The organism is Rodentibacter sp. JRC1, assembly GCF_020521555.1.
Taxonomy (GTDB): domain Bacteria; phylum Pseudomonadota; class Gammaproteobacteria; order Enterobacterales; family Pasteurellaceae; genus Rodentibacter; species Rodentibacter abscessus.
In genome coordinates this window covers 976,179-991,050 of sequence record NZ_BPWA01000001.1, presented here as the reverse complement: position 1 = coordinate 991,050, position 14,872 = coordinate 976,179, and the positions used below count along the sequence as shown (strand labels likewise).

The 14,872-nt window shown below is 39.4% G+C and carries 12 protein-coding genes and 1 pseudogene; 7 read left to right on the top strand and 6 right to left on the bottom strand.

Annotation, left to right across the window (positions count from 1 at the left end; genetic code table 11):
* Window positions 1–280 precede the first annotated feature (280 nt).
* Complete coding sequence (locus HEMROJRC1_RS04375; protein ID WP_226691796.1) at window positions 281–1,024, top strand: MIP/aquaporin family protein; 744 nt, start codon at window positions 281–283, stop codon at window positions 1,022–1,024.
* A 120-nt stretch (window positions 1,025–1,144) separates the two neighbouring features.
* On the opposite strand, the gene glpQ is transcribed toward HEMROJRC1_RS04375, so the two are convergent.
* Together glpQ and glpT are read right to left on the bottom strand one after the other, a co-directional pair.
* On the bottom strand, window positions 1,145–2,236 hold the full coding sequence (gene glpQ / locus HEMROJRC1_RS04370) for a glycerophosphodiester phosphodiesterase (RefSeq protein ID WP_226691795.1): 1,092 nt from the start codon (window positions 2,234–2,236) through the stop codon (window positions 1,145–1,147).
* Between the two features lie 131 nt (window positions 2,237–2,367).
* Entirely contained in the window at window positions 2,368–3,810 is a 1,443-nt protein-coding gene (gene glpT / locus HEMROJRC1_RS04365) for a glycerol-3-phosphate transporter (protein WP_226691794.1), read from the bottom strand.
* Window positions 3,811–4,100: 290 nt separating this feature from the next.
* Between glpT and glpA the strand changes: the two genes are divergently transcribed.
* The 3 genes from glpA to glpC are packed head-to-tail and all read left to right on the top strand — an operon-like array spanning window position 4,101 to window position 8,354.
* Window positions 4,101–5,792: an anaerobic glycerol-3-phosphate dehydrogenase subunit A gene (gene glpA / locus HEMROJRC1_RS04360; RefSeq protein ID WP_226691793.1), complete on the top strand. Its 1,692-nt coding sequence runs from the start codon at window positions 4,101–4,103 to the stop codon at window positions 5,790–5,792.
* Window positions 5,782–7,065, top strand: a complete 1,284-nt coding sequence (gene glpB / locus HEMROJRC1_RS04355) for a glycerol-3-phosphate dehydrogenase subunit GlpB (RefSeq protein WP_226691792.1) — start codon at window positions 5,782–5,784, stop codon at window positions 7,063–7,065. Before glpA ends, glpB begins: the two co-directional genes overlap by 11 nt.
* 14 nt (window positions 7,066–7,079) lie before the next feature.
* The gene (glpC, locus tag HEMROJRC1_RS04350; RefSeq protein ID WP_226691791.1) at window positions 7,080–8,354 is read left to right on the top strand and encodes an anaerobic glycerol-3-phosphate dehydrogenase subunit GlpC; all 1,275 of its coding nucleotides are present in this window, start codon (window positions 7,080–7,082) and stop codon (window positions 8,352–8,354) included.
* A gap of 69 nt (window positions 8,355–8,423) precedes the next feature.
* Here the strand turns inward: glpC and HEMROJRC1_RS04345 are convergent, their stop codons facing one another.
* The 3 genes from HEMROJRC1_RS04345 to HEMROJRC1_RS04335 form a co-directional block, all read right to left on the bottom strand.
* The gene (locus HEMROJRC1_RS04345; protein ID WP_226691790.1) at window positions 8,424–8,564 is read right to left on the bottom strand and encodes a secretion ATPase; all 141 of its coding nucleotides are present in this window, start codon (window positions 8,562–8,564) and stop codon (window positions 8,424–8,426) included.
* A 767-nt stretch (window positions 8,565–9,331) separates the two neighbouring features.
* Window positions 9,332–9,502 carry a hypothetical protein gene (locus tag HEMROJRC1_RS04340; RefSeq protein ID WP_226691789.1) on the bottom strand — a complete coding sequence of 57 codons (171 nt, stop codon included), beginning with the start codon at window positions 9,500–9,502 and terminating at the stop codon, window positions 9,332–9,334.
* A gap of 419 nt (window positions 9,503–9,921) precedes the next feature.
* Complete coding sequence (locus HEMROJRC1_RS04335; protein WP_226691788.1) at window positions 9,922–10,236, bottom strand: hypothetical protein; 315 nt, start codon at window positions 10,234–10,236, stop codon at window positions 9,922–9,924.
* Between the two features lie 371 nt (window positions 10,237–10,607).
* Here HEMROJRC1_RS04335 and HEMROJRC1_RS04330 point away from each other — a divergent pair.
* Window positions 10,608–10,739, top strand: a pseudogene (locus tag HEMROJRC1_RS04330) (IS1595 family transposase); the annotation flags it as partial.
* 90 nt (window positions 10,740–10,829) lie between these two features.
* Here HEMROJRC1_RS04330 and HEMROJRC1_RS04325 read toward each other — a convergent pair.
* Window positions 10,830–11,504 carry a substrate-binding domain-containing protein gene (locus HEMROJRC1_RS04325; RefSeq protein ID WP_226692927.1) on the bottom strand — a complete coding sequence of 225 codons (675 nt, stop codon included), beginning with the start codon at window positions 11,502–11,504 and terminating at the stop codon, window positions 10,830–10,832.
* Window positions 11,505–11,523: 19 nt separating this feature from the next.
* Between HEMROJRC1_RS04325 and HEMROJRC1_RS04320 the strand changes: the two genes are divergently transcribed.
* On the top strand, window positions 11,524–11,700 hold the full coding sequence (locus tag HEMROJRC1_RS04320) for an MFS transporter (protein WP_255618267.1): 177 nt from the start codon (window positions 11,524–11,526) through the stop codon (window positions 11,698–11,700).
* A gap of 23 nt (window positions 11,701–11,723) precedes the next feature.
* Window positions 11,724–14,771, top strand: coding sequence for a glycoside hydrolase family 2 TIM barrel-domain containing protein (locus HEMROJRC1_RS04315; protein ID WP_226691786.1), 3,048 nt, complete (start codon window positions 11,724–11,726; stop codon window positions 14,769–14,771).
* Window positions 14,772–14,872 lie beyond the last annotated feature (101 nt).

Below are 14,872 nucleotides of genomic sequence, written 5' to 3'. Positions count from 1 at the left end.
CTTAAAACGAACAAATTGCGCGCCCAACCTAATAAAAATTAACTCAAATGAAAATACCTATTTTGCGGTTTTGTGATGGGTGTCACGGAATTTTTTTCTTTTTCGCTAAATTATGTGATCTGCTTCTCATTTCTGAAATTTAGTTGTAATACCTACTTGAAGTGTAGGGTTTTTGGAAGATAATGGCTGAGCTCGTATTGAGTATTTCATATTTTTGAATAACGAACATAATTGCCAGTATAAAACCGTTTTCAAATACTCATTGTATGGAGGTTCTCTTATGAATGCTTATTTCGCAGAGTTTTTCGGCACCGCACTGTTGATTCTTTTAGGAAACGGTGTGGTTGCTAACGTTTGTCTTGATAAAACGAAAGGACAAAGTTCCGGTTGGATTGTTATTACTACCGCTTGGGCGTTTGCCGTGTATGTGGCGGTTGTTGTAACAGGGCCTTATAGCGGTGCGCATTTGAATCCGGCAGTAACATTAGGGCTTGCGGCAAAAGGTGCTTTTGATTGGCTATCCGTTCCGGGTTATGTTATAGCACAAATTGTAGGTGGTATGACGGGGGCGTTTTTAGTTTACGTGATGTATCGTGATCATTTCCTTGCCACCGAAAATGAAGGGGCAAAACGTGCTTGTTTTTGTACTGAACCGGCGATTCGTAATTATTCAAGTAACCTTATCAGTGAAATTATCGGTACTTTTGTACTTGTTTTCGTTATTTTCTATCTTGCCGGTGCAAATATTACTTTCCCGGGTTCAAATGAAACCACACCTATTGGCTTAGGCTCTATCGGCGCATTACCCGTCGCAATTCTTGTTTGGGCAATCGGTTTAAGTTTAGGCGGTACGACAGGTTATGCCATTAATCCTGCTCGGGATTTAGGCCCGCGCTTAACGTTAGGAATTTTCTTAAGCCGTAAATTAAATACCAAAGCGGATTGGGGTTATGGTTGGGTTCCTGTTGTAGGCCCTGTGATCGGCTCATTATTGGCAGCAGCGGTTTATGCGGCTGTGATGTGAGGATAACAAGCATAGTACCAATTTCTACGATGAAAAAACAACGTAAAAATTAACCGCACTTTTGATAGAAAAAGAACCCAATTTGATAAAAATTGGGTTCTGTGTTTTTACATTAGAGAATTACTTTTTGCCTTTTAAAAATTCCACACCGGTATCTGGGAAGTCTGTGAATACACCGGTTGCGCCGGATTTATTCAATAAAGCATCATACATTTGATTTACATCGCTGAAAAATTCCGGTAGTGCATCTTTACGCACAGTGTACGGATGTAATTCCACATTATATTGTGCCAATTCTTTTACTAAAGGGGTGTATTCAATGTTACCCGCTTTGGATTTTTCCTTATCGATTAACATATACCAGCCGGGGCCTACGCCGTCAGCGTATTTCACCACTTCTGCCATCGCGCCCGGTTTAAACATCCAATCATAATCGTAGTTTACCCATTTGCCTTTCGCATCTTTTTCTTCTGTTTCATGCCAATCGGTGTAAGCGACAAGTTGAACAAGTTTTAAATCCATACCCATTTTAGGGAGAAGCTCGGTTTTAATACGTTTGAGTTCGTTAAAGTCGAAAGTTTGTAAATAGACGCTATCGGTTTTCTTATCGTAACCGTATTTTTTCAACACTTTAAGAGTTTCAAGCGCAATATCTTTGCCATTTTGATGATGAAACCAAGGGGCTTTAATTTCAGGGTAGATGCCGACTTTTTTACCGGTAGATTTTTCTAAGCCCTGAATAAATTCGATTTCATCTTCAAATGTGTGAATTTTGAAGTGTGATTTCCAAAGCGGAAAACGGTTCGGATATACGGCGGTTTGTTTACCGTCTTTGGTTTCAAAGTTCTCGGTCATATTTAAACTTTGAATTTCTTTTAAGGTGAAATCAATCACATAATAACGACCGTCTTTACGATGACGATTTGGGAATTTTTTTGCCACATCGGTTAAGCCGTCTAGGAAATGATCGTGAATGACCACTAAGCGTCCGTCTTTCGTCATTGCTAGGTCTTGCTCTAAATAATCGGCTTGTTGTGCGAAGGCAAGTGCTTTGGATTCAAGCGTATGCTCCGGTAAATAGCCGCTTGCACCACGATGAGCAATGATAATTTTCTCTGATTTCATATCGGTTGCTACCATTGAAGATTGGTTACTACAGCCGGCTAATACACCTGCTGTGAATAAAGAAAGGGCTAATGTTTTGAGTTTCATCACTATTCTCCTTGAAAGTGCGGTTAATTTTTAGAGTAATTTGCAAGGCGGAGTAAATCCTACCATGCCTTTATTAAATTTAGATGACAAAAAAGGCGAGCAAGCTAACTTGTCGCCTTTTCATAAGTTAATTATTTCGTGCCGTAGGTATCACCTAATTTTGCTTTGTGTTTACCTTCTTCAATCATTACGTTAAGAAGTAATAACACCGCTAAGATACCGCCTGCGATCATCACGTAGAAACCGCCGTCCCAGCCGTAATATTCAGCTGCCCAACCGACAACCGCAGAAGCTGACACCGTTCCGCCTAAGTAGCCGAATAAACCGGTGAAACCGGCAGCCGTACCCGCCGCTTTTTTCGGTGCGAGTTCAAGCGCGTGCAGACCAATCAACATCACCGGACCATAGATTAAGAAACCGATTGTGGTCATTAAGATAAAGTCCGTTAATTGATATGGGTTTTGATACCAGGCCGAATAGTTTGCAATTTCAGCCTCAGGTGTTGCCGGATTTTTCCATAACGCAACAACAGCAAGGGTTGTTAAAATCATAAAGATGAAACCGGTTAAGCCTCGTTTACCTTTGAATACGTGGTCGGATACCCAACCGCATAATAATGTTCCCGGAATTGCCGCTAATTCATAAATGGTATATGCCCAAGCCGTTCCTTTAATATTGAAGTGTTTTACTTCGCCCAAATAAACCGGCGACCACTTCAGCACGCCGTAGCGGATTAAGTAAACGAATACGTTAGCAATGGCGATGTACCATAACAATTTGTTTTTTAACACGTAAGTCATAAAAATTTCTTTAGTAGAAAGTTCATGCTCATAGGTTTTTTCGTTATAGTCATCAGGATAATCGTTGCGCCATTTTTCAACCGGTGGTAAACCGCAAGATTGTGGCGTATCTTTCATTACAAGGTAAATCGGAATTGCGATGATCATCGCTGCAATACCCGGATAGTATAGTGCTTGTTGCCATACATCTTTGGCGGTAGCTTCCACGCCATGTGTGCTGAAGTAAATTGCGCCGGCTAACAGCACCATTGCACCTGGTACCATACCACCAAGGTTGTGAGCGGTATTCCAAATAGAAACAATCGTTCCGCGTTCGGATTTAGACCACCAGTGAACCATAGTGCGACCACACGGAGGCCAACCCATACCTTGGAACCAACCGTTTAAGAAGATCATAATCCACATTATTACGATACCGGATGTCGCCCAAGGGAATAACCCCATCATCGTCATACATAAACCAGAGAGCAACAAACCGAATGGTAAGAATACTTTCGGGTTAGAACGATCTGAAAGCATCGCCATAAAGAATTTTGACAAACCGTAAGCCAAACCGGCAGCCGTACCCACAAGACCTAATTCCGCCTTGTTATACATTCCTGCCTCGATTAACCCTTTCTGTGCTAAGTCAAAGTTTGCCCGCACAAAATAATAAGCGGCATAGCCGAAGAAGATTCCGGCGAATACTTGCCAACGTAGGCGCTTATAGGTGGAATCAATTTTTTCCGCCGGAAGTTCCGCAATGTGCGGGGCGGGTTTAAATGGTCCGAACATAATTTTTCTCCAACATTTTTACTCATAGTCTCTCCTTTACATCGGTCAGAAAGAAAGGAGCTTAGCGGGGGATAATAAAAGAAAATAAAAAATAAGAAAGAAGGATTATTCAAAAATGTGAACTAATTCACAAAATTTCGATATTAATTTGAGTGAATTTGAAAATTCTGTGATCCGTTTCACAAAATCATTTTCTTTTTCGCTCAAAATGTTGTTAATTTAAGCATTATTCTCTACAATCAATCTGATTTTGTATTTTCTTTTATATATTGTGGGAGTTGGGGGTAAACATGGGATTATCGCCTAATTTATATCGAAATGTCGGAGATCTTTCTCCCTTATCAACGGATGTGATTATTATTGGCGGTGGTGCTACCGGTGCGGGTATTGCGCGCGATTGTGCCCTACGTGGTATTGATTGCATTTTATTAGAACGCCGTGATATCGCAACCGGAGCGACAGGGCGCAACCACGGTTTATTACATAGCGGCGCGCGTTATGCGGTGAACGACCAAGAATCCGCGCAAGAATGTATTAAAGAAAACCGTATTTTGCGGAATATTGCGCGCCACTGTGTGGATGAAACGGAAGGTTTATTTATTACGCTTCCCGAAGATTCCATGGATTACCAAAAAACCTTTCTTGAAAGCTGTGCCAAATCCGGTATTGAAGCGGTGGCAATTGAGCCTGATTTAGCCAAAATAATGGAACCGTCCGTCAATCCTAACCTTGTCGGTGCAGTGGTTGTGCCGGACGGCTCTATCGATCCCTTCCGTTTAACCGCCTCTAATATGCTTGATGCCACGGAAAACGGCGCAAAAATGTTTACTTATTGCGAAGTCAAAAATTTGATTTGTGAAGGTGGAAAAGTTATTGGCGTGAAAGTTTATGATCATAAAAATAAAGCGGAACGTCAGTTTTTCGCCCCCCTTGTGGTAAATGCAGGGGGAATTTGGGGACAAGGTATCGCCGAATATGCTGATCTTAAAATCAAAATGTTCCCGGCAAAAGGTGCATTGCTTGTAATGGGACATCGAATTAATAGAATGGTGATTAATCGCTGCCGTAAACCGGCTGATGCGGATATCCTCGTGCCGGGCGATACCATCTCTGTTATCGGAACAACCTCTAGCCGTATTCCTTACGATCAAATCGATAATATGTCAGTTACACCGGAAGAAGTGGATATTCTTTTCCGTGAGGGCGAGAAACTCGCCCCGAGTTTGCGTCATACCCGCGTGTTACGTGCTTATGCAGGTGTTCGTCCGTTGGTTGCCAGCGATGATGATCCGTCCGGACGTAATGTGAGCCGTGGTATTGTATTGCTGGATCACACGGAACGCGATGGATTAGACGGCTTTATTACCATCACCGGCGGTAAGCTGATGACTTATCGTTTAATGGCGGAATGGGCGACAGATCTCATTTGTAAGAAACTCAATAAAACCGCCCGTTGTGTAACGGCTGAGCAATCATTGCCCGGTTCAAATGAAAGTCGTCAAGAAACCAACCAAAAAGTGATTTCATTGCCAAGTACCATTCGTTATTCTGCTGTGTATCGTCACGGCTCACGAGCCACCCGTTTGCTTGATAAAACACGTTTAGATCGTTCTATGGTGTGTGAATGCGAAGCGGTAACGGCGGGAGAAATTCGCTATGCCGTAGATGAGTTAGACGTAAACAATCTAGTGGATTTACGCCGCCGCACCCGTGTGGGAATGGGAACCTGCCAAGCGGAACTTTGTGCTTGTCGGGCCGCCGGTTTAATGAATCGTTTTGAAGTGGCGACAGCTCGACAATCCACCCTTCAACTTTCCTCCTTTATGGAAGAACGCTGGCGTGGTATTGAGCCGATTGCTTGGGGCGAAGCGATTCGTGAAGCCGAATTTACCTCTTGGATGTATGGTAGCGTATTAGGCTTAAATGATGTAAAACCACTCGAAAAACAAGTGCAACAAGGGACGGATAGCAATGAATTTTGATGTAGTCATTATCGGTGGCGGATTGGCGGGGTTAACCTGTGGCATCGCCCTTCAACAACGTGGCAAACGCTGCGTGATTATCAATAACGGTCAGGCTGCAATTGATTTTGCCTCCGGTTCTCTTGATTTATTAAGCCGTATGCCTTCAGGAAGTGCGGTCGAAAATTTAAAAGAAAATCTCACCGCACTTTGCAACATATTGCCGGCACATCCTTATAGTTTATTGGGCGCAGAAAAAGTGCTTGAGAAAGCAGGGGCATTCCAAGTATTGGCGGAATCACTTAATTTAGATTTAATCGGTTCTTGTGAAAAAAACCACTTGCGTGTAACCGGCTTAGGCGGTTTACGCGGTTCGTGGCTTTCGCCTAATAGCGTGCCGATGGTGCAAGGAAATAATGCCTTTCCACATAAACGTATTGCGGTTCTTGGTATTGAAGGCTATCACGATTTCCAACCGCAGTTATTAGCGGCAAACCTTGTGCTTAATCCGCAATTTACGCATTGTGAAGTGAACGGCGGTTTTTTGAATATTCCGCAATTAGACGAACTTCGTCAAAATGCACGCGAGTTTCGTAGTGTAAATATCGCTCAACTTTTAGAGCACAAACTCGCCTTTGACGATTTAGTAAAAGAAATTGTGGAATCTGCTCAAGGTGCGGAAGCGGTATTCTTACCGGCCTGTTTCGGCTTGGAAAATCAGGAATTTATGACCGCACTTCGTAGCGCGACCAAACTTGCCCTTTTTGAATTACCGACTTTGCCGCCCTCATTACTTGGTATGCGCCAACGTATTCAATTGCGCCGTCAATTTGAATCGCTAGGCGGCTTAATGATGAACGGCGACAGCGCATTAGAAGCCCGTTTTGAAGGGGATCGTGTACGAGGTATTATGACACGTTTACACGAAAATGAAGAAATCACTGCCGACAATTTCGTGTTGGCATCAGGCAGTTTCTTCAGTAAAGGCTTAGTGGCTGAATTTGATAAAATTTATGAACCGGTGTTTGAAGCCGATATTATCGGCGTGGAGGGTTTCAACGATAAAGATCGTCTTAGCTGGACGGATTCCCGTTTTTCTAACCCTCAGCCTTATCAATCCGCCGGTGTGGCGATTAACCGCTATTGCCAAGTGCAAAAGTGCGGTCGATTTTTAACGAATTTATATGCTATCGGCAATGTGATTGGCGGTTTTAATGCATTAGAACTCGGTTGCGGTTCCGGAGTAGCGGTGGTCACGGCACTTTCCGTTGCGGATGAAATTTTGACGAAGTAAAGGGAGATACGGCTATGAATATTCAGCAATTAATCGATAGTGCAAAACAATCTCTCAATTCACCGGCAAGTCATCAATATATCGATGAAAGTTTTGAAAGTTGCATTAAATGTACGGCGTGCACTGCCGTCTGTCCCGTTTCACGTAATAATCCGCTTTATCCGGGCCCAAAACAATCCGGGCCGGACGGTGAACGTTTACGTTTAAAATCTGCCGAGCTTTATGACGAAGCGCTGAAATATTGCACTAACTGTAAACGTTGCGAAGTGGCTTGCCCGTCCGATGTAAAAATCGGCGATCTGATCGTGCGTGCGCGCAACAATCATTTGGCGCAACAGAAAAAACCGTTAATGCACAAATTGCGTGATGCCATTTTGAGCAATACGGATATGATGGGCAAACTCAACACACCGCTTGCGCCGATTGTAAATACGATTACAGGATTGAGTGCCACAAAGTTTGTGTTAGAAAAAACGCTTAATATTAGTAAACAACGAACGTTACCGAAATATTCCTTCGGCACATTTCGTAGCTGGTATATGAAAAATGCGTTGGACGAGCAGAAAAAATTTGAACGTAAAGTGGCATATTTTCACGGCTGTTACGTAAACTATAATAATCCGCAACTGGGCAAAGCCTTTTTGAAAGTATTTAATGCGATGAACATCGGCGTAATGTTGTTGGAAAAAGAAAAATGCTGCGGTCTACCCTTAAGCGTAAACGGCTTTCCTAAACGTGCACGTAGCATTGCACAGTTCAACACGGATTACATCGGCAAAATGGTGGATGAAAACGGCTTGGAGGTAATTAGCGAAGCCTCGAGCTGCACTTTGAATTTACGTGATGAATATCATCATATTTTAGGCATTAATAATGCAAAAGTGCGTCCGCATATTCATATGGTAACGCCGTTCTTGTATCAATTATTTAAAGAAGGCAAAACCTTACCGCTCAAACCTTTGAAATTACGTGTAGCCTATCATACCGCTTGCCACGTGGAGAAAGCCGGTTGGGCGCCTTATACCCTTGAAGTGCTAAAACAAATTCCGAATTTGGAAATCATTATGCTGCCGTCTCAATGTTGCGGCATTGCCGGTACTTACGGTTTCAAAGCGGAAAATTATGATGTTTCCCAATCCATTGGTAAGCATTTGTTCGATCATATTAACGACGGTGGGTTTGATTTCGTGATTTCCGAATGCCAAACCTGTAAATGGCAAATTGATATGTCATCTAACGTAACCTGTATCCATCCGCTAACCTTGCTTTGTATGTCAATGGAGGCTTAGTGTATCTAAAAAAGTGCGGTTGAATTTGACCGCACTTTTTGTAGGGAGGCTAATTGTTGAGTACTTGGCTTATAAATTCACACACCTATCGGCACTATCAATAGTTGATTTTCTGTGAGCGACAATCACTCTGGTTATCGCTAATTGAGCGATAGCTTGATTGGTCTTTTTCTCGTTTTCTTCATCTAAATGGCTGGTCGCTTCATCCATAAAGAGAATTTGGGATTTCTTGAGAAATTAATTCTTTCTAATCTTCCCCTCTATATTTATCAATACAATGCCATAAAAATACCATAATGCTGAATATAGCAAACATACTGAAAGGTCTTGCAAAATCCTTCAACATAAAGGCAATGATAAATGCTATAACGCCAATGGTAGTTTTTAACATTCGTTTACTATTACTGATTTTATCCTCCTTTTTACTTCTCTATTGTTATGAGAATAAATAGTGGTGTCATTAAATAACATAAGTTAACTCAAATTTAATATCCCAATATAAGCTAACTGCCAATTTACAATATGTTCTCTAATTCTAATCATAAATGGGCTATAACCTCACGAGTTGCAATGTAGTCCGCCACTGTTATACCTGTTTTAAGTATGGGATTACCGCCAACAACTAAAGATAAGTCATTAGTTTTAAGTTCTTTCATTTTTTTTCTTGAATTTTGAAAAAAAATTATTTCTTTCCAAAAAATAGTCTAATAATACTAATGCAATATAGAAATAAGCAACATGGATATTGAAAATAGATGATAATATATACGATATGGTGTATATGACGAAATAAAAAATAATTGTTTTATGATGATCTTAATATATTTTAATATAATTTCCATTTTTACCCTTTAAAAATTTAAATATATAACTAATTTGTTATATTAATTACTTTATCAATTAGTCCTCTACCATACAACCAAGTCAATAGTTTTGATGATACTACTGAAAAAACACTTATATTTTGAACTTCATGATTATTTACCTCTTTCATTTTGTTCTCCGTATTTTCTTATTAGATTCCATAAAATGCCTAATGGTAAGCGGCCCAAAAAAGCAATTAATGGACCATATTTGTTTGATAAGATAATAGATAAAAATAAAGCTACTATTTCAATTGCTCGCATTATATATTTAATTTCCGTCAACTCCCATCCTTACAATAAATATCAATTTACGACTGTTTACTATACCGGTAAAAATATGAAATAATTTATTTTCATTTTTGTGATGTTTGTCACAAAAAATTTTCAACTTACTAAATAAGGATGATTATAGACAAAAAATCTGCACCCATGAGTTAGAATTTTGGGTGTAGATTTAATACAGCGCCTAATATTAATCCCCTGTTATATTTATCTTTTTTCACGCATAGCTTTTAGCTTTGAAAAACAAAATAAAATAAATATAGGTATAAACTTCACTGATAAACTAATAACAAGTAAAGAAAAAATAACATCTATTAATGGATGAACAGTGAAAGTTAATGTATCTCTTATAAAGGATAAAAGTCTTAGAGCAATAAGAAGGCTAAATGTATTTAAAAGCCAAATTGATATTTTCATAATTAGTCCGCCGGGATATTACCATTTTTTAACTCAGACGTAACATATCCTACATAATTATTTCCTACTTTGTTATAATCAATAGAATCGTATAAAACATATTCGGCAGCACTCCCTGCAACGGAACCAGCCCATCCTAATCTACCTCCAATTAATGACCCTACCGTTGTTCCCGGACCGCCAATAGGACCAAAATTGACAGGGTTCTCATATTTGTAATCAGATTTATTTTGTTTGCTAGGATCAGGACCATTACATTCTTCACACCAACTACCACCGGACACATAGACTAAGTCTTTTAGTGCTAATTCTTTCATATACACCTCTTTAAGGTTTTTGGTTAGTAACAATTGTTGTTTGAATAATGAAAATCATTATTATTATGTGGTTTGTTGTCAATTAGATTTGTATATTTTTTGTTCAAAATTTGAGATATGTCACAAAATTGACTGCCTATTTAGCTAAATAAAGGTACAAAGTATTACTGTTCTAAGTCAGTTATTGCTATTTTTGTATTTTAATTCAATGAGGAATGTAGCTATTTTTTGCGATTATAAGATATTGCAAAGCGTTTTCTGTATGTCAATGGTTTGTGAGGGGGGATAAGTGATGCTATCTGCAAGTTTTACTGATTCTAGATTTATTTTAGGGGATTTAGTTGATTAGTAAAAAATGTTATATTACAAAAATGAATATAACCCATTGTAAATTAAGTGAATGTAAGCGACTAAAGCTACTTGAATTCTTTATTGCCGAAGTTACCGCCCGAACTGCGTTTAATTTGTTAGATATTCAGCCGAACACTGCTATCTTATTCTATATTAGTCTTGTTTTATTCTATAAAAGAAACACCATACTTGGTGTTTCGGCTTTATATATTATTGTTAAATTTCATACAACCTATTTTTATTTAGCAAGAATCTCCCATAATTAATGGACAGGGTAATTTATGACAATCTACATCTTTACGTCCCTCAATTAAATGTAAAGCGGCTTGTTCGCCCATTGCATAGTGTGGTAATTCGACAGTTGTGAGTGGGGGAATAAACAAATGTGCGATCCCTATTGTATTATCGTATCCCGTTACGGCAATATCTTCGGGGATACGATATCCATGTCTTAATAGTAATTGATACGCCACAAAAGCGATTCGGTCATTTCCACAAACAATGACATCATAGTCTAACTTTTTTTTATGTTGCAGTATTTCCATTAGTGGTTTAGCACCTTCAAAATAATTTTCCCCATCTTCCTGCATAAAATAGTAGTCAATTTTTATTTTATCCTCTAAGTCTTGAGCAAGAAATGCGTGTTCAAACCCTTCTTTACGTGCTTTTGTCGCAATATAATTGCGTGGAATATGAAGAAATAGTGGCTTTTTATATCCTTTTTCCGCTAATAATTTTCCAATTTTATATTGTCCTTGGAAATCATCGGGAATGTAGCTGGCAAGCGGTAAATCATCCGTTACACAATTTGCCAGAGCAATGGGAAATTGATGTAACTTTTTAGGAATTTTTATCGTTTTTAATCCATTGCGCGCAATAATAATGGCGTTCGGACGGTGAGATATTAGTTGTTCGATGGCTTGCTTTACGGTTAATATGATTGTTTCACCAATTGTTGGCGCAGGTTATGATTTATATGGTTTTCAGCACACTTATTTTATTCTTGGTTGTATCGCCATAATATTTACCATCATTTCTATGTTCACGTTAACCGGAAAAATGCCTATTGATGAACGTTATCGGTTACATAAAAGTAATTTACGTTCACGTTAAGAAATTGCAGAGGAGAAACAACGATGATTTTACCGTCATATTTTGAGAATCCTGAGATTTTACAGGTCAATCGCCAGCCCCATCACGCTTATTTTGTACCCTTTGCAATTGATCAAAAACCTGATCAGCTTGCACGGGAAACGTCCCGATTTTTTACCGCACTTTCGGGGAAAAACTGGGATTTTAGCTATTACAATAGTGTGCAGGATTTACCCGAAGCGTTTTTAACCCGTCCGCTAGAAACGCAAATTCCGGTACCCGCCAATTGGCAAAATCACGGCTTTGATCATCATCACTATACCAATATCAATTATCCTTTCCCCTTTGATCCCCCTTTTGTGCCAAAAGAAAACCCTTGCGGGCATTATCGACATCAATTTGATTTCACCCCAAAATCAGGCAAACGTTATTTACTAAACTTTGAAGGGGTAGATAGCTGTTTATTTGTTTATGTTAATCAACAATTTGTCGGTTATGGGCAAATCAGCCACAGCACGAATGAATTTGATATTAGCGAGAATCTCCGTGCCGGTAAAAATCAGCTTGATGTGGTGGTATTGAAATGGTGTGACGGCAGTTATTTGGAAGATCAAGATAAATTCCGAATGTCGGGTATTTTCCGTGATGTCTATTTGCTGGAACGTGAGAGTAATTATTTACAAGATTTCTTTATTAAAACCGAATTAAACCGTGATTTCACCCAAGCAACATTAAATGTTGAAACCCAATTCTTAGGTGAAAAACAAGCGATAGAATTCGTGCTTTATGATCCCCAAGGTAATGAAATAACTCGGAAAAGTGCGGTTGATTTTTCACTTGATTTGCCGAATCCGGTTTTATGGAATGCGGAAAACCCACAACTTTATAGCTTAACATTGCAAACCGACAATGAAGTAATTGAACAAAAAATCGGTTTTCGAAAAATTTATGTGGAAAATGCCGTCTTAAAAATTAACGGTCAAGGGATAAAATTTAAAGGGGTAAATCGGCACGATAGTGATCCCAAAACAGGCTATGCGATTTCGCCCGAGCAAGCATTGATCGATCTGAAATTGATGAAACAACATAATATCAATGCCATTCGTACCGCTCATTATCCTAATGCGCCTTGGTTTAGTGAATTATGCGATTTATACGGTTTCTATCTTATCTCGGAAAGCGATATTGAAAGCCACGGTGCGGCAATGCAATATGTCGCCTTGCCGGAACAGAGTATTTTCTTAAATGAAAAGCGCATCAACCAAGATGAAGAAATTCGTCGACAAACAATTGATAACTTCTGTTATTTTGCACGCTCGCCGAATTATAAATCGGCAATTTTAGACCGCACTTTTGCGAATGTGGAACGCGATAAAAATCGAACTTCCATCGTCATTTGGTCGCTTGGTAATGAAAGTGGTTACGGAGAAAATTTTGAAGCTGCCGCCGCTTGGATTAAACAACGTGATACAAGTCGTTTGGTGCATTATGAAAGTGCGATTTATCAACACCAAAACCATCAAAATAACCTGAGCAATCTTGATTTTTACAGTGAGATGTATGCGCCGACACAATCCTTGGATAGCTACAATCAAAGCCCCGCAATTAAACCCTATGTATTGTGCGAATATTCTCACGCAATGGGAAATTCTAATGGCGATGCGGAAGACTATTGGCAAGCCTTTGAACGTAATGAAAAATCCTGCGGCGGGTTTGTATGGGAATGGTGTGATCACGCCCCTTATTTACCGGATGGATCTGGTAAAGTGGGTTATGGTGGGGATTTCGGTGACACGCCGAATGATGGCAATTTCTGTATGGATGGTTTGGTATCACAAGATCGCATACCTCATAGTAATTTGCTGGAATTAAAAAATGTGAATCGCCCCGTACGGGCGGAATTTATTAATCATCAGGTAAAAATAAAAAACTATTGGGATTTCACGGATCTTAAAGATAATCTCCATATTCGATACGCCTTTATCGAGAATGGTGAAATCTTTGAAGAAGGTGAACTTGAGATTTCTTGTCCGCCGAAAAATACTGTGTTTTTACCTCTTACCATTCCCTCTTATCGGGGAAGATTTTTGACGTTGGATTTACATTATGTCAACCGAAAACCAAGTGAACTGCTACCAAAAGATCATTCTTTGGGTTTTGATCAACTGATTATTTACGGGCAAGATCTCGTTCGTCCGCAAAAAACATCGATAAATCTGACCGCACTTTCAGCCTTTGAAATAGAAGAGACGAACACGCATTTATATTTAACAAACAACCGATTTAAATTTGTTTTAGATAAAAGCAAAGGCATTTTTACTGAAATTCATAAAAATGGACAGGCAATAATTCAACAGCCGTTGGATTTCAATATATGGCGTGCGCCAACGGATAACGATCGCTTGATTCGGGAATTTTGGCAAAACGCGGGTTATGACAACGTATTCAGCCGAGCATATCAGGTAAGCTGGAAACCTTTGGGAGAGCAGGTACAAATTGATGCTGAAATCGGCATTGTTGCCGTAGCAAAAATGCGAATTTTGCAGCTTTCCGTATGTTATTTACTTTCAAAAGAGGGAAAATTGAGCATTAAAATAAATGCAAAACGCCCCGCTAATTTACCTTATTTACCACGCTTCGGCTTACGGTTTTTCTTGCCTAAAGACTGCACCCAAGCGCAGTATTTCGGCTATGGTGAACAAGAAAGTTATATTGATAAACATCATCTCGCTCGGCTTGGCAATTATGTTGTGGAGGTATCAAATTACAAAATGCCATATATCAAGCCACAAGAAAATGGAAGCCATTATGGTACGCATTTTGTTTCATTAGAAGATTTAATGATTACCGCAGATGCACCGTTTAGTTTTAATCTTTCACCTTATACTCAAGAGGAAATGACGCAAAAAACGCATTGTTATAATTTACAGGAATGTACTTCAACGATTCTTTGCGTGGATTATAAAATGAGCGGTATAGGTTCTAATTCTTGCGGACCGGTATTGAAGCAGCAATATCGCCTAAGCGATACGGAATTTTCTTGTTGTTTTTATATACAGATTTGTAGAGATCAGACCAGTTGTTCGTGGTAGTGTGAACGTATCTCCATTCGTTATATAAGGATTAATGACATTTAAGGGCTTTTAAAATTAATTGTTTGTCAAAAAATTATCTATTAAAATCTCTGGGAACT

Excerpts from the sequence above, each read along its gene's own strand:
- glpT (WP_226691794.1), bottom strand. The coding sequence starts at position 3,810 with ATGTTCGGACCATTTAAACCCGCCCCGCACATTGCGGAACTTCCGGCG.
- HEMROJRC1_RS04315 (WP_226691786.1), top strand. The coding sequence starts at position 11,724 with ATGATTTTACCGTCATATTTTGAGAATCCTGAGATTTTACAGGTCAAT.
- HEMROJRC1_RS04345 (WP_226691790.1), bottom strand. The coding sequence starts at position 8,564 with ATGGATGAAGCGACCAGCCATTTAGATGAAGAAAACGAGAAAAAGACC.
- glpQ (WP_226691795.1), bottom strand. The coding sequence starts at position 2,236 with ATGAAACTCAAAACATTAGCCCTTTCTTTATTCACAGCAGGTGTATTA.
- glpC (WP_226691791.1), top strand. The coding sequence starts at position 7,080 with ATGAATATTCAGCAATTAATCGATAGTGCAAAACAATCTCTCAATTCA.
- HEMROJRC1_RS04375 (WP_226691796.1), top strand. The coding sequence starts at position 281 with ATGAATGCTTATTTCGCAGAGTTTTTCGGCACCGCACTGTTGATTCTT.
- HEMROJRC1_RS04320 (WP_255618267.1), top strand. The coding sequence starts at position 11,524 with ATGATTGTTTCACCAATTGTTGGCGCAGGTTATGATTTATATGGTTTT.
- glpB (WP_226691792.1), top strand. The coding sequence starts at position 5,782 with ATGAATTTTGATGTAGTCATTATCGGTGGCGGATTGGCGGGGTTAACC.
- HEMROJRC1_RS04335 (WP_226691788.1), bottom strand. The coding sequence starts at position 10,236 with ATGAAAGAATTAGCACTAAAAGACTTAGTCTATGTGTCCGGTGGTAGT.
- glpA (WP_226691793.1), top strand. The coding sequence starts at position 4,101 with ATGGGATTATCGCCTAATTTATATCGAAATGTCGGAGATCTTTCTCCC.